This window comes from Xenorhabdus budapestensis, assembly GCF_017743015.1.
GTDB lineage: Bacteria > Pseudomonadota > Gammaproteobacteria > Enterobacterales > Enterobacteriaceae > Xenorhabdus > Xenorhabdus budapestensis.
Map to the genome: position 1 here is coordinate 958,642 of NZ_CP072455.1, position 20,811 is coordinate 979,452.

29 protein-coding genes are annotated in these 20,811 nt (G+C 47.9%); 23 read left to right on the forward strand and 6 right to left on the reverse strand.

Annotated elements, in window-relative coordinates:
• Nucleotides 1-36: 36 nt before the first annotated feature.
• Nucleotides 37-903, reverse strand: a complete 867-nt coding sequence (locus HGO23_RS04295; protein WP_209028080.1) for a phage tail protein — start codon at nt 901-903, stop codon at nt 37-39.
• Between the two features lie 297 nt (nt 904-1,200).
• Between HGO23_RS04295 and HGO23_RS20025 the strand changes: the two genes are divergently transcribed.
• Together HGO23_RS20025 and HGO23_RS20030 are read left to right on the forward strand one after the other, a co-directional pair.
• Entirely contained in the window at nt 1,201-1,374 is a 174-nt protein-coding gene (locus HGO23_RS20025; protein WP_425330526.1) for a hypothetical protein, read from the forward strand.
• Nucleotides 1,320-1,484, forward strand: a complete 165-nt coding sequence (locus HGO23_RS20030; protein ID WP_425330508.1) for a helix-turn-helix domain-containing protein — start codon at nt 1,320-1,322, stop codon at nt 1,482-1,484. The genes HGO23_RS20025 and HGO23_RS20030 overlap by 55 nt, the downstream gene beginning before the upstream one ends.
• A gap of 39 nt (nt 1,485-1,523) precedes the next feature.
• On the opposite strand, the gene HGO23_RS04305 is transcribed toward HGO23_RS20030, so the two are convergent.
• The 5 genes from HGO23_RS04305 to HGO23_RS04325 all read right to left on the reverse strand — a co-directional run bounded on the left by HGO23_RS04305 (nt 1,524) and on the right by HGO23_RS04325 (nt 5,339).
• Nucleotides 1,524-1,805, reverse strand: a complete 282-nt coding sequence (locus HGO23_RS04305) for a helix-turn-helix domain-containing protein (protein WP_209028081.1) — start codon at nt 1,803-1,805, stop codon at nt 1,524-1,526.
• Entirely contained in the window at nt 1,802-2,122 is a 321-nt protein-coding gene (locus HGO23_RS04310) for a type II toxin-antitoxin system RelE/ParE family toxin (protein ID WP_187650600.1), read from the reverse strand. The genes HGO23_RS04305 and HGO23_RS04310 overlap by 4 nt, the downstream gene beginning before the upstream one ends.
• Before the next feature lie 381 nt (nt 2,123-2,503).
• Nucleotides 2,504-3,661: a tyrosine-type recombinase/integrase gene (locus tag HGO23_RS04315; RefSeq protein ID WP_209028082.1), complete on the reverse strand. Its 1,158-nt coding sequence runs from the start codon at nt 3,659-3,661 to the stop codon at nt 2,504-2,506.
• A 394-nt stretch (nt 3,662-4,055) separates the two neighbouring features.
• A complete protein-coding gene (locus tag HGO23_RS04320) occupies nt 4,056-4,451 on the reverse strand; it encodes a hypothetical protein (protein WP_209028083.1) in 396 nt (131 codons plus the stop codon).
• Between the two features lie 276 nt (nt 4,452-4,727).
• Nucleotides 4,728-5,339 carry a helix-turn-helix domain-containing protein gene (locus HGO23_RS04325; protein WP_209028084.1) on the reverse strand — a complete coding sequence of 204 codons (612 nt, stop codon included), beginning with the start codon at nt 5,337-5,339 and terminating at the stop codon, nt 4,728-4,730.
• 182 nt (nt 5,340-5,521) lie between these two features.
• Here HGO23_RS04325 and HGO23_RS04330 point away from each other — a divergent pair, with 182 nt between their 5' ends.
• The 21 genes from HGO23_RS04330 to HGO23_RS04430 all read left to right on the forward strand — a co-directional run bounded on the left by HGO23_RS04330 (nt 5,522) and on the right by HGO23_RS04430 (nt 20,798).
• On the forward strand, nt 5,522-5,758 hold the full coding sequence (locus tag HGO23_RS04330; RefSeq protein WP_209028087.1) for a YdaS family helix-turn-helix protein: 237 nt from the start codon (nt 5,522-5,524) through the stop codon (nt 5,756-5,758).
• 67 nt (nt 5,759-5,825) lie between these two features.
• Entirely contained in the window at nt 5,826-6,608 is a 783-nt protein-coding gene (locus HGO23_RS04335) for a helix-turn-helix domain-containing protein (protein WP_209028089.1), read from the forward strand.
• Nucleotides 6,609-6,623: 15 nt separating this feature from the next.
• Nucleotides 6,624-7,208 (forward strand): ATP-binding protein, encoded by a 585-nt coding sequence (locus HGO23_RS04340; RefSeq protein ID WP_209028697.1) that lies wholly within the window; start codon nt 6,624-6,626, stop codon nt 7,206-7,208.
• Nucleotides 7,205-8,566, forward strand: a complete 1,362-nt coding sequence (locus HGO23_RS04345) for a replicative DNA helicase (RefSeq protein ID WP_209028090.1) — start codon at nt 7,205-7,207, stop codon at nt 8,564-8,566. Before HGO23_RS04340 ends, HGO23_RS04345 begins: the two co-directional genes overlap by 4 nt.
• An 18-nt stretch (nt 8,567-8,584) precedes the next feature.
• Nucleotides 8,585-8,995 (forward strand): antiterminator Q family protein, encoded by a 411-nt coding sequence (locus tag HGO23_RS04350; RefSeq protein ID WP_209028092.1) that lies wholly within the window; start codon nt 8,585-8,587, stop codon nt 8,993-8,995.
• A gap of 183 nt (nt 8,996-9,178) precedes the next feature.
• Entirely contained in the window at nt 9,179-9,379 is a 201-nt protein-coding gene (locus HGO23_RS04355) for a hypothetical protein (RefSeq protein ID WP_069318274.1), read from the forward strand.
• Nucleotides 9,380-9,478: 99 nt separating this feature from the next.
• Nucleotides 9,479-10,516, forward strand: a complete 1,038-nt coding sequence (locus tag HGO23_RS04360) for a DNA-methyltransferase (RefSeq protein WP_209028093.1) — start codon at nt 9,479-9,481, stop codon at nt 10,514-10,516.
• Nucleotides 10,517-10,668: 152 nt separating this feature from the next.
• On the forward strand, nt 10,669-11,484 hold the full coding sequence (locus HGO23_RS04365) for a DUF2829 domain-containing protein (RefSeq protein WP_209028094.1): 816 nt from the start codon (nt 10,669-10,671) through the stop codon (nt 11,482-11,484).
• Nucleotides 11,485-11,672: 188 nt separating this feature from the next.
• Nucleotides 11,673-12,005 carry a phage holin, lambda family gene (locus HGO23_RS04370; protein ID WP_209028096.1) on the forward strand — a complete coding sequence of 111 codons (333 nt, stop codon included), beginning with the start codon at nt 11,673-11,675 and terminating at the stop codon, nt 12,003-12,005.
• Nucleotides 11,989-12,423, forward strand: a complete 435-nt coding sequence (locus HGO23_RS04375) for a lysozyme (protein WP_209028097.1) — start codon at nt 11,989-11,991, stop codon at nt 12,421-12,423. The genes HGO23_RS04370 and HGO23_RS04375 overlap by 17 nt, the downstream gene beginning before the upstream one ends.
• A complete protein-coding gene (locus HGO23_RS04380; RefSeq protein WP_209028098.1) occupies nt 12,420-12,869 on the forward strand; it encodes a lysis protein in 450 nt (149 codons plus the stop codon). Before HGO23_RS04375 ends, HGO23_RS04380 begins: the two co-directional genes overlap by 4 nt.
• A 480-nt stretch (nt 12,870-13,349) precedes the next feature.
• Entirely contained in the window at nt 13,350-13,706 is a 357-nt protein-coding gene (locus tag HGO23_RS04385) for an HNH endonuclease (protein WP_209028099.1), read from the forward strand.
• Between the two features lie 168 nt (nt 13,707-13,874).
• Nucleotides 13,875-14,369 carry a phage terminase small subunit P27 family gene (locus HGO23_RS04390; RefSeq protein ID WP_209028698.1) on the forward strand — a complete coding sequence of 165 codons (495 nt, stop codon included), beginning with the start codon at nt 13,875-13,877 and terminating at the stop codon, nt 14,367-14,369.
• Nucleotides 14,366-16,096 (forward strand): terminase large subunit, encoded by a 1,731-nt coding sequence (locus HGO23_RS04395; protein WP_209028100.1) that lies wholly within the window; start codon nt 14,366-14,368, stop codon nt 16,094-16,096. The genes HGO23_RS04390 and HGO23_RS04395 overlap by 4 nt, the downstream gene beginning before the upstream one ends.
• Nucleotides 16,097-16,281: 185 nt before the next feature.
• Nucleotides 16,282-17,514, forward strand: a complete 1,233-nt coding sequence (locus tag HGO23_RS04400) for a phage portal protein (protein ID WP_209028101.1) — start codon at nt 16,282-16,284, stop codon at nt 17,512-17,514.
• On the forward strand, nt 17,492-18,142 hold the full coding sequence (locus HGO23_RS04405; RefSeq protein WP_209028699.1) for an HK97 family phage prohead protease: 651 nt from the start codon (nt 17,492-17,494) through the stop codon (nt 18,140-18,142). The genes HGO23_RS04400 and HGO23_RS04405 overlap by 23 nt, the downstream gene beginning before the upstream one ends.
• Before the next feature lie 12 nt (nt 18,143-18,154).
• Entirely contained in the window at nt 18,155-19,366 is a 1,212-nt protein-coding gene (locus HGO23_RS04410) for a phage major capsid protein (protein WP_209028102.1), read from the forward strand.
• Between the two features lie 15 nt (nt 19,367-19,381).
• A complete protein-coding gene (locus HGO23_RS04415; RefSeq protein ID WP_209028103.1) occupies nt 19,382-19,684 on the forward strand; it encodes a head-tail connector protein in 303 nt (100 codons plus the stop codon).
• 10 nt (nt 19,685-19,694) lie between these two features.
• Nucleotides 19,695-20,015, forward strand: coding sequence for a phage head closure protein (locus HGO23_RS04420; protein ID WP_209028104.1), 321 nt, complete (start codon nt 19,695-19,697; stop codon nt 20,013-20,015).
• A complete protein-coding gene (locus HGO23_RS04425; protein ID WP_342355496.1) occupies nt 19,999-20,397 on the forward strand; it encodes a hypothetical protein in 399 nt (132 codons plus the stop codon). The genes HGO23_RS04420 and HGO23_RS04425 overlap by 17 nt, the downstream gene beginning before the upstream one ends.
• The gene (locus HGO23_RS04430) at nt 20,394-20,798 is read left to right on the forward strand and encodes an HK97-gp10 family putative phage morphogenesis protein (RefSeq protein WP_209028105.1); all 405 of its coding nucleotides are present in this window, start codon (nt 20,394-20,396) and stop codon (nt 20,796-20,798) included. Before HGO23_RS04425 ends, HGO23_RS04430 begins: the two co-directional genes overlap by 4 nt.
• Nucleotides 20,799-20,811 lie beyond the last annotated feature (13 nt).

Genomic DNA, 20,811 nt, shown 5'->3' on the forward strand with positions numbered 1-20,811 from the left:
CCCGCAGATAATTGCGGGTTAAATGGTTACTCAGAATTAAGCGGCTCTGACTATGTAATTGAAAGCTACGTTACGGGGGCGGGTTTCGTCCGCAACAGAAAATCCACCATAGACACTTGTGCTATAGGTTCTAAAATAATTATAATTCCACAATCCAGCGTTATTTCCGACTGGACCTGTTGTCGTTTCTATATTCACAGCGAAATTATTCGCTTTTCCATCGTCAAAAACAGTTGTGATCCCTTTTTCCACTATGCCATTATCACCATTACTTGTTGGTAATGCATGAAAATGGTTCTGAAATGCAAAATTTTGGTGGCTAAGGAGAGAGCGATTGGGATCAATCTGACCGCTATCATCCCACCCACGAATAAATTCCCCTCTCAAATCAGGCAATACGCCAGATGGATAAGCAAAAGCAAGTTTCGGATATCTTCCTTTATCAAATGAATCACCATTGCAGATAAGCCAGCCCTCAGGTGGTGTTTCCGTCGGCCAAGGAACGGGAACACCAACAGGCAAGGATAGTCCTTCCATTATTGGCTCTAATCCGAGGTTCTTAACAAACTCTTCCTTATTAGGAATATCGGCTCCATTTTGGTCTTTTGCTAAGCGAGTATTGGCATTATCATTTGCGTTATTAGCGTTTTGATTAGCTGTATTAGCTAAGTCATTTACTGCTTTTACTGCTTTAGATGTTGCTGCATGAGTTTCACTATCACTACAAGCATCATTACTGAGAGTAACAAATCCTCTATCATTCAATGTTGCATATGGATGATTACGGCTCGCAGCGTGTTCTGCAATGGCTTCTTTGATTGAATCTTTGACATATTCTGGCGTTGTAACAATCACGAGATTGCCATATTCTGAGACAGGTACATCTGGCTTTTTGTCTTGCATAGTCATTCCCTCATCTAATCAACAATACACATTGCTAAATAACATGAAGGCGGTGGGAAACTTCTCCGCCAGTGAACATCAATAACATGGTTCATCGATACTGAAACAACTGTCTTAAACGATATTTGATAGGTTGCATGTTTTGTTGCAGGATGACATACAATGACAGGCGGGTAATTAATGAAATTTATCAAATAACTAATGAGGCTTGGTGGAAATTTGATCTTTGGTTGATTGATGTTTTTTATTTTTGGCAGCGTGTTAGGTTATAAATTAGTTATGACGGTGGCTTAATTTATGGATCGTAATGAAGATTATGTCAGTATTCCTTACACCAAAGGTGATAATGACGATGAAACCATTCCTCATGAAGTCATCAGCATTATGGTTGATGAAGAAGTCATACTTCATACTGCATGGCGTATATATCGGGGTTGTCACAAACAGACGTGGCTGAAAAATTGGGAGTAAAGCAAGCTGCAGTTTCTCAATTTGAAAAAGCAGTCCGCCCCCGCCAGACAACATTAGAAAAATTGGCGGCACTTTATGGATGCAGACCGACACAATTGATATTGGATTAAAACCAATCAATTCAGATAAGCCGCTTAATGCGGCTTTTTTTAACTGTTGCGTCGATAGCTGAAATCAAGCTGGAAACCACAGGCTTTTGCATAATTTACCAGTGTGCTTAAAGTTGGGTTGCTTTTTCCTTTTTCCAGCCGAGAAATGTTACTTTCTTTAGTTCCCATTCGATCAGCCACTTGTTGTTGGGTTAACTTCGCCTCAGTACGCATACTCAGCAATGTGTTGATGAATTCAAACTCATCATTTAACTCATCATAAGCCTGTTTAACTTCTGGATTTTGTAATGCTTTAGCTTTAAGGGCTTGCAGTTGACTCATTTTTTCACCTCTTTCATACGGCTTTTGGCTAAGTCTAAATCTTTCTTAGGTGTTTTTTGGCTCTTCTTAACAAAAGCATGGAGAATGTAGATATGCGAGCCATCAAGGTAACAGAATAAGCCTCGACCAATTCCTTCCTGCGCTTTTGCTCGTACCTCAAACAAGCCATTACCCATAGGTTCAGTATGTGGAGACCCAAGGTTAGCACCATGCTGTTCCATTAATTCGAGCAGTTTTAGCATTCTTGCTTGAATCTTAGGGGGCATATCCAGAATGCTATCCATTACGCCGTGGTAAAAATCAATATTCCAGCTCATGTCTGCCTTTTGTATTTATCATATATGATAGATGTTCAGGGTTCAATATCAGCTTATCATTTATGATAAGATTTAGCTTATCGTATATGATAGATTGCGTTGAGTCAACTGAGTGATGAAAACACTTGGCATGAAAAGAGGGGCCACTGCATTATGTTGTTTATAGACTGGCTTAAATCACTGTGTCGTTTTTGTGTCTCTGCTGACGACACACGAACGACAACCAAAAACACTGAAAGGCGATGAACGACACAAAACACTATGCGAGCAAGGATAAATCTTTATATTTCAAGGTGATATTTAGTGGTCTACTTTCTTCTAAGCCGTAGGTCACAGGTTCGAATCCTGTAGGGCGTACCATTTAAAATCAATGAGTTACCTCTATTTTGTAACCGCTATTTTTCCTGATTGGGACGAATTTGGGACACCTCCACCAAAAAGCAGATCAATTTGCCGCGCATGTTCGGTCAGATGATTCGGTGCTAAGTGTGCATAACGCCTTACCATTTCGATTGACTCCCAGCCGCCCATTTCCTGTAAAATTGATAATGGAACACCTGATTGCACTAACCAGCTAGCCCAAGTGTGTCTCAAATCATGAAAACGAAAATCTTCGATTCCTGCTCGTCTTAACGCTGCATTCCATGCTGTATTATCATCAACACGCATCTTTCTCACATTAGGCAGTGCTATTCCGTTTGGACTGATTGATGATTTCGTATGAACGAAAACCCATTTGTTGTGGCTTCCTATCTGATCCCGTAACACCCTGCAAGCTGTTTCATTTAGGGCTATCCCTATAGCCCTGGATGATTTGCTTTGATCTGGATGTATCCATGCAACCTGTCTTTGCATATCAATTTGTGACCACTCCAGATTAATAATATTTGAGCGTCTCAACCCTGTAGCCAGCGCAAACTTAACGACTGACTGAAGTGGTTCGGGACATTCATCAACTAATCTCTGCGCTTCATGAGGCTCCAACCATCTGACTCGTTTTTCCCTGACGGTTGGGACTTTAATCACAGGGGCTTTCTCTAACCATTTCCAATCTCTTTCGGCGGCTCTTAATAGAGCCTTAATCAAAGCTAAGTGCTTTGCCTTGGTCGCTACCGATACTGAGACTTCTTTATAGGCTGGGATCTCGTGTCCTTTTTTCTTGGCTGCCTGAACCTGACTTTCCCAGCGCTCCTTGGCCTTGCGGTTTTTCATCTTGCTAACCGCCGTGTAAATGCTGGCTTCGGTAATATCTTTTAATCTCACTCCGCTGAAGTATTCCAGCCAGAACGCCATACGCCCTTTATCATCATCCAGTGATTTTTTATCGGCCTTTTCCTCAATCCAACGTAAACAGGCTTCATCAAAAGTCACATCAGGAAAATCACCCAGCCGTTCTATGCGCCATAATTCGGCCTTTCTTCGATCGTGCAATTCCTGAGCTTGCCTCTTGTCCGTTGTTCCAAGCGATTCCTTAATTCTTTTGCCGCTTGGTGTCGTGTAGTTCCCGTACCATGTATTTCCTCTACGGAAGATTGACATTTTTTATCTCCTTTTTCTGCCACATCTACCGTGCTCACAGGCACAGTTTGGATCGAATTGTTAAGGGCTGCAATACATGCCGCGTATGTAAATAAATAAGGGGATCGGGGTCTGGCGGGATCTTTCTTGTTGTAGGCTATTTTACCTATAGCGCACCAATGGGATAATGTATCGACATTAATGCCGATAAAGTCAGCCGCCTGCTTTCTGGTAAGACTGGCTTTTTTCTTATTCTTATGATTAGCAACGAGCCTCATTTTATTTTTCTCCGAATAATTTACACATTTTGCATACAATAAACCTGCACAATTTAAGCGATTAATTTCATGATTAAGTCGTTTGTTTTTATTTCAGGCAATCCATTGCTGTTATTTTCCTTGCATTCATGAATGTGTTAATTATCAATGATGGTAGTTTTTATTTCCGGGGCTGAAAATTGAGTAAAAGGCAATATATCCACTAAATTCATATACCGTCCTCGCCGCTGATAGAGTGCATAACCGTAATCGACAATCAGTTCTAAATGATAGTAAGGCACAGGCTCGGTATGTTTTGGGCTGACCCGATACGTCGCTAAAATATGATGTTTAAATTCATCGTTATTCTTTATATCCATGCCGTGATGCTGGGTTTTGCCCTGATGATATTGATCTGCCAAAAAGGTGATATGTGTTGTTTCTGCATGCAGGCTGTTTTTTTGTGCGATATTGGCAACAATGCCTTTAATGTTGATAGCCTTTTTTTGTTGTGTTGCCGGTTTTTTGATGATGGCAGAAATGAAGGTACGCATAAATCCTCTCGCTTATTAGGGTAGTGATTATTCCTATCACTTTGATGCCACTAACATTATCACTTAAATTTCATTGAATCCATACCTAAAGTGATATAAATCAAATTTTTTAATTATCTTATTGATATCTAATAATTTTAATTTGATATTATTTGAATGATTTTAGATCTTGATGGGGATTATTATTTCAGTGAAAAGGAAGATACTGCATTAAAAACAGTATCTTATTGCAGATAGAGGCAGGGGTTGGTGGTGTTTAAAGTCGGGAGAGGAAGGTTATCGTTTTCGCTTCATGTGACGAAATAAATACACAATCACACCGACGATTTCCATGTCGGGAGAAAGAGTTATCAAGGGGATACGTGAGTCATCCACAGATAAAAAGCTGACCGCACCCCCTTGTTTATAACGATAAACGGAATAGTGTTCTCCTATCCGTGCATAGACTAAATCATCATTGGCGATCTCTTCCTGTGTATCTACCACGATCACTGTCCCTTCCGGCGCTTCAGCACAGCCGGTATTTTGGGTGATGCGATAAGCCCGACAGGATTCAAAGGCGGTTTGCTGTTCAGAAAAGGCCGGTACCATGAAGCACTCCGGGGTATCTTGTTCTGCTTCATAAATTTTTACCGGTGCATAACGGTTGTCATTCCTGACAGCAAAATCAGTATCACCGGACTGTGATTTATGACCACTGCCATCACTCAGCCACTCCGGGCGAACGTCAAGCGCCTTGGCTAAATCAACTAGCCGGCCTGTTTTGGTTGCGTTCCCGGAAAGTAATTTCCATATCATGGATTGCGCCATGCCGGCTTTTTTTGCCAGCGCAGATTGGGTTAGCCCCTTATCTGCCATAGCTTCTTTTAATCTATCAGCAAGAGTCATAAGTGCCTCATGAGTGGTTCCCGCATTTACGTCGAATACCGGGGATAAACCCAAGAACCGCTGTCTTGGAACATTTTTTTCTTATTCTATCTCTAGAGTGATATCTTTACAAACACTCCGATAGTGATTTATATTGACCTTTAGTGATATTGTTATTGCCGTGGTGTTGGAGAAAGGGAAGAATGAAAAACAGTGTGATAAAAAAAGTGATAGATATCGCAGGCAGTCAGGCCAAATTAGCTCAGGTGCTGGGGTGTGCGCAATCGCTCATCAGTGCATGGCTGTACGGAAAAAAACGGGTTTCGGTATCACGGGTCCCGGATATTGTGGTGTTTTCAAACGGGGCGGTTCAGGCGTATGAATTACGTCCTGATCTGCCTACCGTTTTTCCGCCGCCTGAAGCGAAAACCCCGCAATAAATTACTGGGGGTGACGGATGATGCAAGGGGAGCATGGGGATAGGGTAGGGTAATAGGGAGAAATGGCATGAGTATGAGTCTGATGGCGAAGGCAATGAGTATCCGGGTGGGCAATCCTCTGAGGAAACTGGTGCTAATTAAACTGGCCGATAATGCAAACGACAAAGGGGAGTGCTGGCCCTCGTATCAGCATATTGCAGATCACTGTGAATGCAGCAAAAGCGCTGTGCGAAGTCACATTGGTGCCCTGATTAAGATGGGTTTGCTGACCAAGGAAAACCGGCTGGGTAATCACAACGGGAAAGGGAATGCCTCGAATGTTTATTACCTGAATTTATCCGCTGGCCCTGTGTCACCCAAAAGCATACCCCCTGTGCCACCGGTTGGCAGCCCTATGCCATTTGCTGACACCCCTGTGCCGCCCAATGGCAGACCCCCTATGCCGTCAGATGGCACCAGAATCAGTCACTCTTTTGAACCCGTCAAGGAACCAGTCAAAGAACCTATAAAACCCCAAGGGGCTGGGCAGGAAAAACAGGCAAAAAAAACCGTATTCGATCCCCTGACAGCCAAACCCGAGAACGTCAGTGCCGAAACGTGGGCGGACTGGGTGACGTTCCGGCAGGAAATCAGGAAACCCCTGACCGAAACCAGTTGCCGCCAGCAGGCCAAACAACTGGCAGCCTGTCTCAATCCTGACGCGGTAATTTGCACCTCCATTGCCAACAGCTGGCAAGGGTTATTTCCTGACAAGCAGAAATCCGGTCGGCAGCCCCAAGTCAACACCCATAGCGGATTTGAGCACAAGCGTTATGAATCACACGGCGCGAGCTGGACAAAAAATCTTTAAGGAGCAGCAGACGTGATGGAAACAACGGAACCGGGAATATTGAACATCGTCCCCCGCTTTGCGCAGGCCAGTTTTGCCACCTACCAGCCACAGAATGGCAGGGCAGAAATCAATCTGAAAACCTGTCAGGGCTACGTCCAGACATGGGCGGAACGCAAGCGAGCAGGGGAAGGCATGATCCTGTGCGGGCGTCAGGGCACAGGCAAAACTCACCTTGCTGTCGCTTTGTGCCGGGAAATTGCCGCAGGCGGGGATGAAGCCGTGTTTATCACCACCGCATCGCGCATCATCCGGGCATTTCGTCGCTCATGGAATAGTGAGGGGGAAATGAGTGAATTTGATACCCTGAAATTTTACAGCGAGCGGGATTTGCTGGTGATTGACGAAATCGGCGTGCAGTACGGCACGGAGTCTGAACGCCATATTCTGTTTGAGGTGCTGAATAATCGCTATGAAGATCTGCTGCCCACCATTCTGATCAGTAACTTGCCCGTGACTGAGTTGGCGCAGTTTTTGGGTGATCGGACGCTGGACCGAGTGCTTCAGGGCGGCACGGTACTGGCCTTTGACTGGGAAAGCTACCGGAGGGAAATCGCATGAATGTCTATGATTTGGAAATGGCCGTCATCAGTGGCTTGTTATCCGGTGGGGCGACACCGGATGCCTACGACGTATTAGCGGTGTTACCGGATGAGGCGTTCAGTTCCGTTCATCTGCGCCGGGTGTACGGCGAAATCAAAAAGCAGGCCCTGAGCAGTGCGATTATCGATCCCTTTTTCATTGCGGATGCGATGGGCGAAGAACGGGGTATTCTGGCTAACTTACTGGAATTAGCCAAAACGCCGGTCTGGCGGGCCAATTTAAAAGGCTATGCGGAAAAGGTTATGCGTTACTGGCGGGTACGTCAGGTCACTAATCTGATTAACCGTTACCAGCAAGAGATCCAGGCCTGTGGCAATCACACGCAAGCAGAAGCACTGATTGAGGCGTTTGCCTCCCGGTTTAATGGGATATCCCAGAGCGAGAGTAGCTTACAGCCCGTGGTCATCGGTACCTTACTGGACAGGTACGTTGAAACACTGGAGGCGCGGAATCAGGGCAAGACCGGCATGATCCTGACGGGTATTGAGCCGCTGGACGAGCTGACCGGCGGATTTAACCCGACTGACCTGATTTTACTGGGCGGACGTCCGGGCATGGGAAAAACGGAACTAGCCCTGTGCATGATTGAAGGCATGACCCGCGACGGGGGCGGGGCGTTGTTGTTTTCCATGGAAATGGCAGCGCAACAAATTGCCGAGCGCATGGTGGCAGGTTCGGCGGCGATGCCGGTGTCTAAACTCCGAAACTGTGAACTGTATGATGAAGACTGGGGGCGTATTGGCAATGCGCTGGGTTCGCTTATCGACCGGGATATTCATGTGCTGGATGCCAGCGATCTGAGTGTCGAACAAATTTGCGCTATCAGTGAAACCCATAAGCGTCGTCACCCGAACTTAAAGGGGATTTTCGTCGACTACCTTGGGTTGATTAGAAAACCCCGGGCTGACCGTCATGACTTGGCGGTGGCAGAAATATCGAAGGCACTGAAAGGCTTGGCAAAACGGCTTCATACCCCGGTCACGGCCTTGAGCCAGCTCTCAAGGGAGGTGGATAAACGCCCCTTGCATCAGCGTCGCCCGATAGCGGCAGACTTACGTGATTCCGGCTCACTGGAGCAGGATGCGGATCGCATCCTTTTTACCTACCGAGATGGGGTGTATAACCCACTCAGTCCCGCCAGTCAGTACGCGGAAATTATTCTGGAGAAGAACCGCCACGGACAAACCGGTACGGTTTATCAGGCATTCCGGCACGGTCATTACCTGCCGACGGATCAGATATCGGCAGCCGAAATTTGCCGCAGGTCGCAACAAACCCAACAAAAACAACGTCGTTATGCCGACAGGGCGCTTTAATCACAGGGGAGGGTATGAATGCGTGATATTCAGTTAGTGATGGAGCGCTGGGGGGCATGGGCGGCAGATAATCGTGACGGAGTTTACTGGTCCTCCATTGCGGTGGGCTTCAAAGGACTCATCCCGAACCGGGTGAAATCCCGTGTACAGTGTTGTGATGATGATGCCCTGATTATCGCCGGTTGCATGGCAAAACTGAATCAGCAGTGTAACGATGCGCACGATCTGCTCTTTGATTATTACGTGTTCGGTAAAACGTTGATGCAACTTGCCCATGATCATCATTGTTCGGATACGCACATCGGGAAGCGATTACAAAAGGCTGAAGGCGTGATCGAAGGGATGTTAATGATGCTGGATATCGCACTGGATATGGATAAAGACATCCCATTATGTGCGGCATATAAAAATAACGCTTTACGATCGTAAAAACACTGCTATTGTGATAAACGTGATAGCAAAGTCACAAGGCATTATTAACGCCAGATATTTTAAACCTTGCCCAGTGTAAGGTTTTTTTACGCCTGAAATAAACATAAGACTTGCTGTTGTCTTTGGTCAGAGTTACATGTGTGTTCATGCATAAAAACTGCCCGGAGGGTTAAATTTATCATGCTAAAACATGAAGATATGACAATAACAGCCGCCTGTGTTTTAGATGCCGTGCCTTTGCATACGTGGTTTTCTGTTTCTGAAGTGTCTAAATTAATGGGGCTGCCTGAACCCCGTTGCCAACTATTGTTAACCCAATTTCGTCTGGCGGGTTTAATGGAAAGCCGGGACGATGACACGTTTTTCAAACGTTCTCCCTGATGGGGTTATTTCCCAGAACGTGAAAGCGCAGCCGGTGAATGCCGGCTTTTCGTGTTGTCGTTTTCCTGAGAACAGTCAGCGTCGAGAGGAAAAAAGCGGATGGATTTACGCCCTGTCACCTTAGTCAACGATGACTCCCTGAAATTTATCAAAACCCTGCCGGATAACTGCATTGACTTAATTGCCACGGACCCGCCGTACTTTCGCGTGAAAGACTGTCACTGGGATAACCAGTGGGAAGACGTCACGGCCTACCTTGCGTGGCTGGATGAGCTGCTGGCAGAGTTCTGGCGGGTACTGAAACCGAACGGTAGCCTGTATATATTCTGTGGTTCGCGTCTGGCCTCGGATACGGAGCTACTGGTGCGGGAACGGTTTAACGTGCTGAACCAGATTATCTGGGCGAAACCGTCAGGCCCGTGGCGCAGGCAGCATAAAGAAAGTCTGCGTATGTATTTTCCGGCCACTGAACGTATTATTTTTGCCGAACATTACCAAGGGCCATACCAACCGAAAGGCGATGGCTATTTCAAACAGTGCCGGGAACTGAAACAGTCGGTATTTAAACCGCTGGTGGATTATTTTCGTGATGCCCGCAAAGCGTTAGGCATCACGGCAAAAGCCATACACAAAGCCACCGGAAAGCAGATGGCCAGTCACTGGTTCTGCGACAGCCAGTGGCAGTTACCCAGTGAAACGGACTATCAAAAGTTGCAGGGACTGTTTGACCGTATCGCCAAAGAAAAGCACCAGCGTGGCGAACTGAACAAGTCCTATGATGAATTGGTAGCGTCTCATTTAACTCTGTCGCGCCAATATGACGAATTGCGGCAGGAATACGGTTTAATGCGCCGCTCGTTCACGGTGACGGCAGACGTGCCTTATACCGATGTCTGGCAGTTTGCCCCGGTACAGTATTATCCGGGCAAGCACCCGTGCGAAAAGCCGGCTGATTTAATGGCCCATATTATCCAGTCCAGCAGCCGGGAAGGGGATCTGGTGGCCGATTTCTTTATGGGTTCTGGAGCAACATTGAAAGCCGCATTAAAACTCAATCGTCGTGTATTAGGGGTTGAGCTGGAAGAAGAACGGTTTAAACAGACGGAACAGGAAATCAAATTATTTACAAATAAATGAAATGGATTTCAGTGGATTGTAGAAATGACCACACAAGGCGAATCGATATATTCAATCATAAGAATTTATTAATATATTCATCCTGTTTAACAGCAGGCGGAAATTAAATATTAAATTTAACTTCCCATTATTTATAAATATAAGGAAATAATATGTCTGAATTTATTAAGCCTGAACATGAATGCCCTTTTGATCCAAAACAATATCACTGTGATTGTTTTATTGCACCGGTAGGTTCTTTTTCTTGGGCTTTGATTCAATTAAAACTACGCAAGCGCGTTACCCGTTCTGTTTGGGTGAATTGCCAAGGAAATAATGAGATGTATCTGGCTATCACTCCACGTGTAAATAATTTAGCCGTGGAAAAAGATAGTGCTTATGCCGTTGATGGCGTTGCTGTTGGGACTAAATATGATTATTTGACGCATATTGATCTGCGCAATGAACACGGCAATTTTGTGCCATGGCAGCCAACGCAGGAAGATATGATGGCGTGTGATTGGCAGTTTGTGGAAGAAAAAGAAGGTGAATCAGAAAAACCTAAACCACCATCTAATCTTACACACCAATTGAAAGCAAAGTTGATTGTTGGTGAGCATACTGATTCTTCAAGCGAAACTCAATTTTGGGGTTATGCCAATGTTATGGGAGAATGGGAAGAAATTAGTAATAACACGCCATTCTCAAAAGGAATTAGTCAATTTAGCGTGATTAAGTTTAAGTCTTCTTCTAATTATGATTTTCTTCTTAATAGTGTTGGTAGTTCTAGCGAAGATAGAATACAGCTTGGCTCGGAAAGATTGATCGTTAGATGCCTAAACAAAGAATATGATTTAGGGAAAGCTGAAATAGATAGCGTTGCTAATCTAGTGTATAAACAAAGTGAAGACCTATTTGCACTAGAAGAAATAATTATTTCTTCCGTCGGTAAAACATTAGAAATTGAATTGAATTTTTTTACTGAGTAATTCTCTATATTTCTGTTATGAGAATTTTGAGGTTGTGCAGCTGTGCGGCCTTTTCAATTTATGCCACCGCAATAACTACCAGGATCTCAGTTTCCCTATTGCGGTTGGTAACCTACTCACTACAACTCATATGAGCTAACCTATTTTCCCCATGGATGCCCATTGTTTGGATAGAGTGGAATATAAAGATGAAAGAAAATCCTGATATTTGGGCACACTTCGGTGACTGGCTTATCTCGATAAAAGAACAAGGCATTGGGGCAACTCTCGCCGGGATAATGGCCTTTCTCCGAGGTCGTTATAATGGTGTCGGCTGGTTAAAAGTCTCTATCGATGCCTTTATATGTGCCATGTTCGCTTGGTTCATTCGTGATGTATTAAATCTGTTTGGTCTGAATCCTGATTTAGCCTACATCGGCAGTGTGGTGATTGGTTATCTGGGCACAGATTTTATCGGCCAATTGTTGCGTAAGGTGGCAAAGAAAAGAGCAGGAGCTTCTTCTGATGGAAATCAGCAATAAAGGCCTTGAGTGTATCAAACGGTACGAAGGTCTGAAACGAAAAGCCTACCCTGATCCCGTAACTGGCGGTATGCCGTGGACCATTGGTTATGGTCATACAAAAGGAGTTAAAAAAGGGGATGCGATTACAGAACAACAAGCCGAAGCATTTCTGCATGATGACCTCCAACCTATATACACCACCTTAAGAAGATTGGTTAAAGTTCCTTTGAGTCAAAGCCAGTTCGATGCCTTGTGCTCGTTTATCTTCAATTGTGGCAGCGGGAACTTTTCGGGTTCCACTTTATTGAAAAAACTCAATCAAAGTGATTACACCGGCGCAGCAGCAGAGTTTTCCCGCTGGAATAAAGCAGCAGGCAAGGTTATGCGTGGATTGGATAATCGTCGGGCATCTGAGCGCCAGATGTTTTTATCATGAAGCTCAATGTTACCTCCGGCGTTGTTATTGCCTTGATTATTGCTTCAGCCACAGCCTTCTTATACCGCTCTGGCTATAAGAAACAGCTCGGTATTAATAGCGAGCAGATAACGGAAATTCAGCAACTGACTGACACTATCGACTATCAGAGCACGCATATTGACATGCTGCATGAACTGGATAACAAACACACACAGGAACTCGCCAATGCCAAGACTGAAATTGACAGGCTTCGGGCTGATGTTTCCGCTGGTCGTCGCAAGCTGCGCATCCAAGCCACCTGTCCTGTGCGTGAGGCCACTTCCTCCGGCAGCGTGGGCACTCCAACCTCCGTCGAGCTCACTGGAGAAACTGGATCAACTGTTCTCGATATCCGAGAAAGCATCATCAACGACCGGGCAAAATTAAGCTATTTGCAGGAATATGTGAGAACACTGTGTTTGTGAGATGTGACTAGTGTAATCTGCATTTAAAGTTAGGGTAGCGGTACATAATGAGGTAAAGCAGCTGACAACAATATGCACGTAAAGTAGACTGAAACTCCAATGATATTAATCAATAAAGGGAGTTTGGGTTATGCTCAAAGGGATATTCGTGATGCTTTGCATGTCTTTCTTACCCATCGTTACTCTTATGACGATAGCGCTGTTGTATGTATTGATAACAGGTATTAGCGATTACAAAATAAAAAACTACTCACTTAATGACTGGGAAGGTTTTGCGATATTAGGCGTGGTCGTTGTCTTATTATTCTGTTTGTCTTGTTTTCTTTGGTCTCAATTTCCAGCATTTATCGAATTAATGGGGAAGCCTACTTATAGGTCACGCGTTCAAATGTAATGATTGAGGTACGACTTCGTATTATATAACCAACCGTCTTATGATAACCACCTTCGGGTGGTTTTTTGCCATATGGAGACCAGAACATGCCACCCCGCATTCCTCGCGCCTGCCGCAAGTCAGGTTGCCCGAAGACCACCACCGATCGCAGCGGCTACTGCACTGACCACCTGCACATGGGCTGGCAATATCACCAACAAGGCAAGAGCCGACACCAACGTGGCTACGGCAGTCAATGGGATAAGCTAAAGACGCGGGTCAAACAGCGGGATAATTCTCTGTGCCAGCACTGCTTACGGCAGGGGCTGGTGGTCACAGGCATCACCGTTGACCATATCCAACCCAAAGCCCACGGTGGTACCGATGTGTTAAGCAACCTGAAATTGTTATGTGAAGCCTGTCATCGACAGAAGACTGCGACGGAGCGATTACGCAGAGATTAATTTCTGAGTGTAACCATTGCTCATGTCATCGTTATAGCGGAAGGGCGGGTCAAATCGCTGCCCCTCTCGCACCTAAGGACCGCCACCGTGGGTCTTTTTTTATCCCCGCGAAAAATGAAATTTAAATCACGCGTTTTTCACTGTTTTTAAGCACGGGAGGTGCTGTGTATGGCCGGAACGGCGGGCAAGTCAGGTCGTCGCCCCAAGCCGACGGCACGCAAAGCACTGGCAGGCAACCCGGGCAAACGCAAGCTGAACCGGGATGAACCGACTTTTACCCCGTTGACAAGTGTTTCACCGCCGGACTGGTTTGCTGAGAGTAAAATGTCGCTGGCTGGGGTGATGTGGGAGCTAACCAGCAAGGAGTTATGCGCACAGGGGTTACTGTGCGTGACTGACCTCGCGGTGCTCGAACGCTGGTGTGTGGCTTACCAATTCTGGCGCAACGCTGTGGTGAATATTGCCCAGCAGGGCAATACCGTGACCGGGGCAACTGGCGGCCCGATTAAAAATCCAGAGCTGACCGCCAAAAAAGAGCAACAGTCTGAAATGGATACCACTGGTTCCATGCTAGGTTTAGATCCCAGCAGCCGCCAGCGCCTGATTGGGGCGGCCGGACAGGCCAAAACGGACAACCCGTTTATGAGGATGATTTCATCATGAGCCGCAAAGCTTATCTGAATGTCAATGCCGCGAACCAGTACGCCCGTGATGTGGTACGCGGCAAGATTGAGGCCGGGCGTTATGTCAAAGAGGCCTGCCAGCGCCATCTGGACAACGTGAGTCAGGAAAAGACAAAAGCATTTAAGTATCGGTTCGATAAAGATTTGGCCGAACGTGCCGCAAAATTTATTCAGCTGCTGCCGCATACCAAGGGAGAATGGGCGTTTAAGCGTATGCCGATCACGCTGGAGCCGTGGCAGTTATTTATTGTCTGCTCGGCCTTTGGCTGGGTGCATAAAGGCAGCCGGTTACGCCGCTTTCGGGAAGTCTATACCGAAATTCCGCGTAAAAATGGCAAATCCGCAATTTCAGCCGGGGTGGCACTCTATTGCTTTACTTGTGATGACGAATTCGGCGCGGAAGTCTATTCCGGCGCGACTACGGAGAAACAGGCGTGGGAAGTGTTCCGGCCTGCCCGCCTGATGTGCAAGCGGACTCCGCTGCTACTTGAGGCATTCGGCATTGAAGTGAATGCTTCCAATATGAACCGCCCGGCAGACGGTGCCCGGTTTGAGCCGCTGATCGGCAATCCCGGAGATGGGCAGTCACCCAGTTGTGCGATTGTGGACGAATATCATGAACACGATACTGATGATCTTTATACCACCATGCTGACGGGGATGGGGGCACGGCGTCAGCCGCTGATGTGGGCGATCACCACGGCAGGTTACAACATTGAAGGCCCTTGTTATGACAAGCGGCGCGAAGTGATTGAAATGCTGTCTGGCAATGTGCCCAATGAGGAGTTATTCGGGGTGATCTATACCGTGGACGAAGGCGATGACTGGACCTCACCGGCGGTGTTACGCAAAGCCAATCCCAATATGGGTGTCTCGGTGTATGCCGATTTCCTGTTGAGCCAGCAACAACGCGCCCTGAATAACCCACGTTTAGCCAGCATATTCAAGACCAAGCACCTGAATATCTGGGTGTCTGCGCGGGAGGCTTACTTCAATATGGTGAGTTGGAAGCAGTGCGAAGATACTTCACTGACGCTGGAGCAATTCGAGGGTCAGCCCTGTTTTCTGGCCTTTGACCTCGCCCGCAAGCTGGATATGAACAGCATGGCGCGGCTTTTTTCGCGTGAAATTAACGGCAAACGGCATTTCTACAGTATTGCCCCACGTTTCTGGGTGCCGTATGACACTGTCTACAGTGTGGAGCAGAACGAAAATCGGCGCAGCGCCGAGCGTTTTCAGAAGTGGGTGGAAATGGATATGCTGACTGTCACAGAAGGCGCTGAAGTCGATTACCGTTACATTCTTGAAGAAGCCAAGCTCGCCTGTCACCTGAACCCGGTTAATGAAGCCCCGATTGATCCCTTTGGGGCAACCGGCTTATCTCACGCACTGGCGGACGAGGGTATTAATCCCATCATCATTACTCAGAATTTTACTCATATGAGCGATCCGATGAAAGAGCTGGAGGCCGCCATCCAGTCCGGGCGTTTCCATCATGACGGTAACCCGATCATGTCGTGGTGTATCGGTAATGTCGTCGGGAAAACGATGGGAGGTAATGATGATATCGTGCGCCCGATTAAAGAGCATAAAGACAGCAAAATTGATGGCGCGGTAGCGCTGATTATGGCGATGGGGCGGGCTATTTTGCACGAAGAACCCAGTCTCTCAGATCATTTGATCTCCCACGGTGTTCGCTCACTCTGAGGTTTTTTCATGAAAGGATTAATGATTACTGCCCTGCTGGTTGGACTAGCGGGCGGAGCTTTGCTGTCTTACGGCGCATGGCTGCTGTTACCGGCAGCGGGGTTTATGGTTGCCGGCTGCCTGTGCCTCGGCTGGTCGTATCTGGTCTCACGCATGTTGAGCCACAAACCCGATAAGGAGGACTGATGTTTTTTCCCGGATTATTTTACAAATCCGCCGACCCCATGACCTCCCGTGACTTAAGTGAGCTGATCGGCCTGTCTTATGACTCTTACAGTGGACGGCGGGTCAGTCCGCAGTTAGCCATGCAGCTAACCGCCGTGTTCAGTTGTGTGCGGGTGTTGGCGGAATCGGTCGGCATGCTGCCCTGTTCGCTGTATGAGCAACTGGATCGCGGCAATAAACGGGCAACCCGTGAACGGCTGCATAAGCTGCTGTCGGTAAAACCCAATAACTACATGACTCCGCAGGAGTTCTGGGAACTGCTGATTGCCTGTCTGTGTCTGCGGGGAAATTTCTACGCTTACAAAATAAAAGTACTTGGGGAAGTGGTGGAGTTACTGCCCCTCGATCCGGGCTGCGTCACCTCAAAACTCAATAAGGACTGGCAGCCGGACTATCAGGTGACCTTCCCGAGCGGTGAAAACCGAACACTAACGCAGGATGAACTCTGGCATGTGCGCATTTTTACACTGGATGGTCTGACCGGGTTAAGCCCGATTACTTACGCCCGGCAAGCGATAGGGTTGGGGCTGGCCACTGAAGAGCACGGTTCACGGTTGTTTGGTAACGGGGCCGTGACCAGCGGTGTCCTGCAAACGGATCAAGCCTTGAAAGAGGAAGCCTATCAGCGTCTGAAAACGGATTTTGAAGCCCGTCATCAGGGGTTGGTTAACGCCCATAAGCCGATGATCCTGGAAATGGGGCTGAAATGGCATCAAATCAGTTTATCGGCAGAAGATGCGCAATTTCTGGAAACCCGCACGTTTCAGCTTGAGGAGATCTGCCGCATCTTCCGGGTACCGTTGCATATGGTGCAGAACACTGACCGTGCCACCTTTAACAATATCGAAAATCTGGGGATCGGGTTTATTAATTACTCGCTGGTGCCCTACCTCACCCGGATTGAACAACGTATCAATGCCGGGCTGGTCAGAAGCAACAAGCAGGGACGGTTTTACGCCAAGTTTAACACGGGAGCCTTATTGCGTGGGGATATGAAATCTCGCTTTGAAGCCTACGCCACCGGCATTAACTGGGGCATTTACGCCCCGAACGAATGCCGGGAGCTGGAAGAACTCAATCCCCGTGAGGGCGGCGATATTTATCTCACACCGATGAACATGACCACGCAACCTGAACCAGCGCCGAAAAAAGAGGAAGAACCCCATGCCGATAATAACCCAACAACGGCTTGATATGCCGCTGAAAATCAAATCGGTCAGCGATGCCGGCGAGTTTGAGGGCTACGGCTCAGTGTTCGGACTCAAAGACAGCGCTAACGACATCGTTTTACCCGGCGCTTTTGCCAATACGCTGAAGCAATGGGGCGAAAAAGGCGGCCTGCCTGCGCTGCTCTGGCAGCACCGAATGGATGAACCCATCGGTATCTATACCGAAATGAAAGAAGACGAGACAGGGCTGTATCTCAAAGGGCGACTGTTGATTGATGACGATCCGCTGGCAAAACGTGCCCATGCCCATATGAAAGCAGGATCACTCTCCGGTCTGTCTATCGGCTACATCCTGAAAGACTGGGAATATGACCGGACAAAAGAGGCTTTTTTACTGAAAGATCTCGATTTATGGGAAGTGAGCCTAGTGACCTTTCCCGCCAACGAGGATGCCCGGGTGAGCAACGTGAAATCGGCCTTTGCCCGAGGTGATATCCCCAATCCCAGTCGTATTGAACGGGTCCTGCGCGATGTTGGACTCTCCCGCTCTCAGGCCAGGGTCTTTATGGAGGAGGGCTACGGAGCCTTGTCTTTGCGTGATGCTGAGACCGTCTCGGCATTAACTGCACTGGAATCATTACATTTTAACTAACCGGAGTTTTTGATGGCGATTGAAGTCAAAGATGTACAACAGGTTGCGCAGGAAATTCAGCAGCGTTTCGATGAATTCAGACAGAAGAACGATCAGCGTATTGAGGCAATCGAAGCTCAGAAAGGTAAGTTGTCCGAGCAGGTGGATACCCTGAATGGCAAACTGTCTGAGCTGGACAGCTTGAAATCCGCGCTGGAAGAGGAGCTGGCGGGGCTGAAACGTCCGGCAGGCGGCAGCAATACGCCAGCGGTGAGCGAGCACAAAGCGGCGTTTGCCCAGTTTATCCGCAAGGGCAAAGAAGACGGTTTGTCAGAGTTGGAGCAAAAAGCGATGCAGACCACTGCCGATCCTGAAGGAGGCTATGCCGTCCCGGAGGCGTTGGATCGCAATATTATCAGCGCGTTGAAAGAGGAAGTGGTGATGCGGGCGGAGTGTAACGTGGTCTCCGTAGGCAGCCCGAACTTCAAGCGGCTGGTGAATCAGGGTGGTGCTAACAGCGGCTGGGTGGGCGAAACCGATGAGCGCCCGGAAACTAAAACGCCGAAGCTGACGCCAATCGAACCGACATGGGGCGAGATTTACGGCAATCCTGCCGCGACCCAGACCATGCTGGATGATGCCTTTTTCGATGTGGACGCCTTTATCTCATCTGAACTGACACAAGAGTTTGCTGAGCAGGAGGAGAGTGCGTTTACCCACGGTGACGGCAAAAACAAACCGAAAGGTTTGCTGGCCTACGGCAGTGATGCGCAGGAAGACAAAGATCGCAAATGGGGCACGTTGCAGCATCGGTTGCTGAAAAAGCCGACCGAGATCACCGCCGACGACATACTGCAGCTGATCTACACGCTGCGTAAACCGTATCGCACCGGCGCAAAGTTCATGATGAACAACAACATGCTGTTTCAGGTGCGCACCCTGAAAGACAGTCAGGGCAACTACCTGTGGCAGCCGGGCCTACAAGTGGGGCAACCTTCCGCCTTGCTCGGTTACGGTATTGCCGAGAATGAGCAGTTCGCCGATTTGGGGGCAGGTACGGTGCCGATGGCGTTCGGGAGCTTCAAACGCTGCTATACCATTTTGGATCGTCTTGGGGTACGTATGCTGCGCGATCCCTACACGCACAAGCCGTTTATTCACTTCTATACCACCAAACGGGTGGGTGCGCTGCTGGTGGACAGCAACGCCGTGAAATTGCTGAAAGTGGCAGAAGGTAAAGCGTAATTATCAGGAGTTCATATGCCATTCCCTACTCTTGATCTGCTTCGGCAACAGTGCCGACTCGACAGTGATAACCGCGCCGACGATGATTTATTAAACACCTATTCCCGTGCCGCCATCAAACGGGCGGAAAGCTACCTGAACCGTCGCCTGTATGAGAGCGTGGTACCGGAGGATGATCCCGATGGCTTGCTCGTGACCGATGATGTGGCACTGGCGATTATGCTGACCGTGGGGTTCTGGTACGACAATCGGGAGGCTCAGTCATTGCCACTGGGCTTTCAGGCTTTGCTGGAACCCTACCGTTTTATTCCGTTATAGGAGAATACCGATGAAAGCAGGAGAACTGCGTCATTACATCCGGTTACTTCGCCCGGTTATCCATCGGGACGAACTGGGTGCAGAAACGTTCAGCCACAGTTTTATCGCCACTGTCTGGGCGAAAGCCGAGGCCGTGTCTAACCGAAAGATCCGTACTGCCGAGCAACAGCAGGTGATCGAGGTCCAGCAATTTACCGTCAGACCCCGGCGTGATATCCAGCCGGGCTGGCTGATTGAACATCAGGATCGGCGGTTCACGGTATGCACTGTTGACCGTAATCGTGCCGATCGCACGATCCTTATCACAGAGGCCGATGTCCGTCATGATTGAACCTGAACTGAAAGCCGATTTAGAACGAATAACGGGCCTGCCGGTTTATCCGCTGATCTTGCCCTCGACAGTATTAGAAGGCGTGACCTATCAGCGCATCAGCGATCCCCGATTCACTCTCGGGTTGGTGGCCTCACCGTTAATCGAAGCACGTTTCCAAATCAGTATTATGGTGCTGAACGATTACACCCAGGCCCTGCGACTGGAAGCGAAAATCCGTTCAGCATGGGAATCCGTCCAGCATGGCTTGCTCGGTGGTTATCCGGTACAAACCATTTCACGCGGGATTTTGCAGCAGGAGGCGGAAGAGCTGACCGAAAATCGCAAGCGTTACCGTATCACACGGGACTTTATCATCACTTACACGGAGAAGCTGGCATGATCACTGCACAAACGACGGGATGGGCAGCGCTGGGACGTCAATTGCAGGCACTGGATACTGCTCTACAGACCGACATCATGCGAAAAGCCGGTAAAAAGGCGATGCAGATTGTACAGGAAGATATGCAGGCCCATGCCGGTTATAACAAGCAAAGCCATGCCGCGCATCTGCGGGACAATATCCTTATTCGTACAACACAATCCAAGAAGTATCAGGGTGGCGTGATGGTCACGGTTGGCCCGGCAAAAACACACCGAATAAAAGCCCTGGCGCAGGAAATGGGGACGATCAAACAGGTGCCGAATCCCTTTATTCGTCCGGCGCTGGATTACAACAAACGGGCCATTTTAACCGTGCTGGCGCGAGAAATCCGTGATGCATTGGACGGTTACAACCCATAAGACTGGAGTAAAA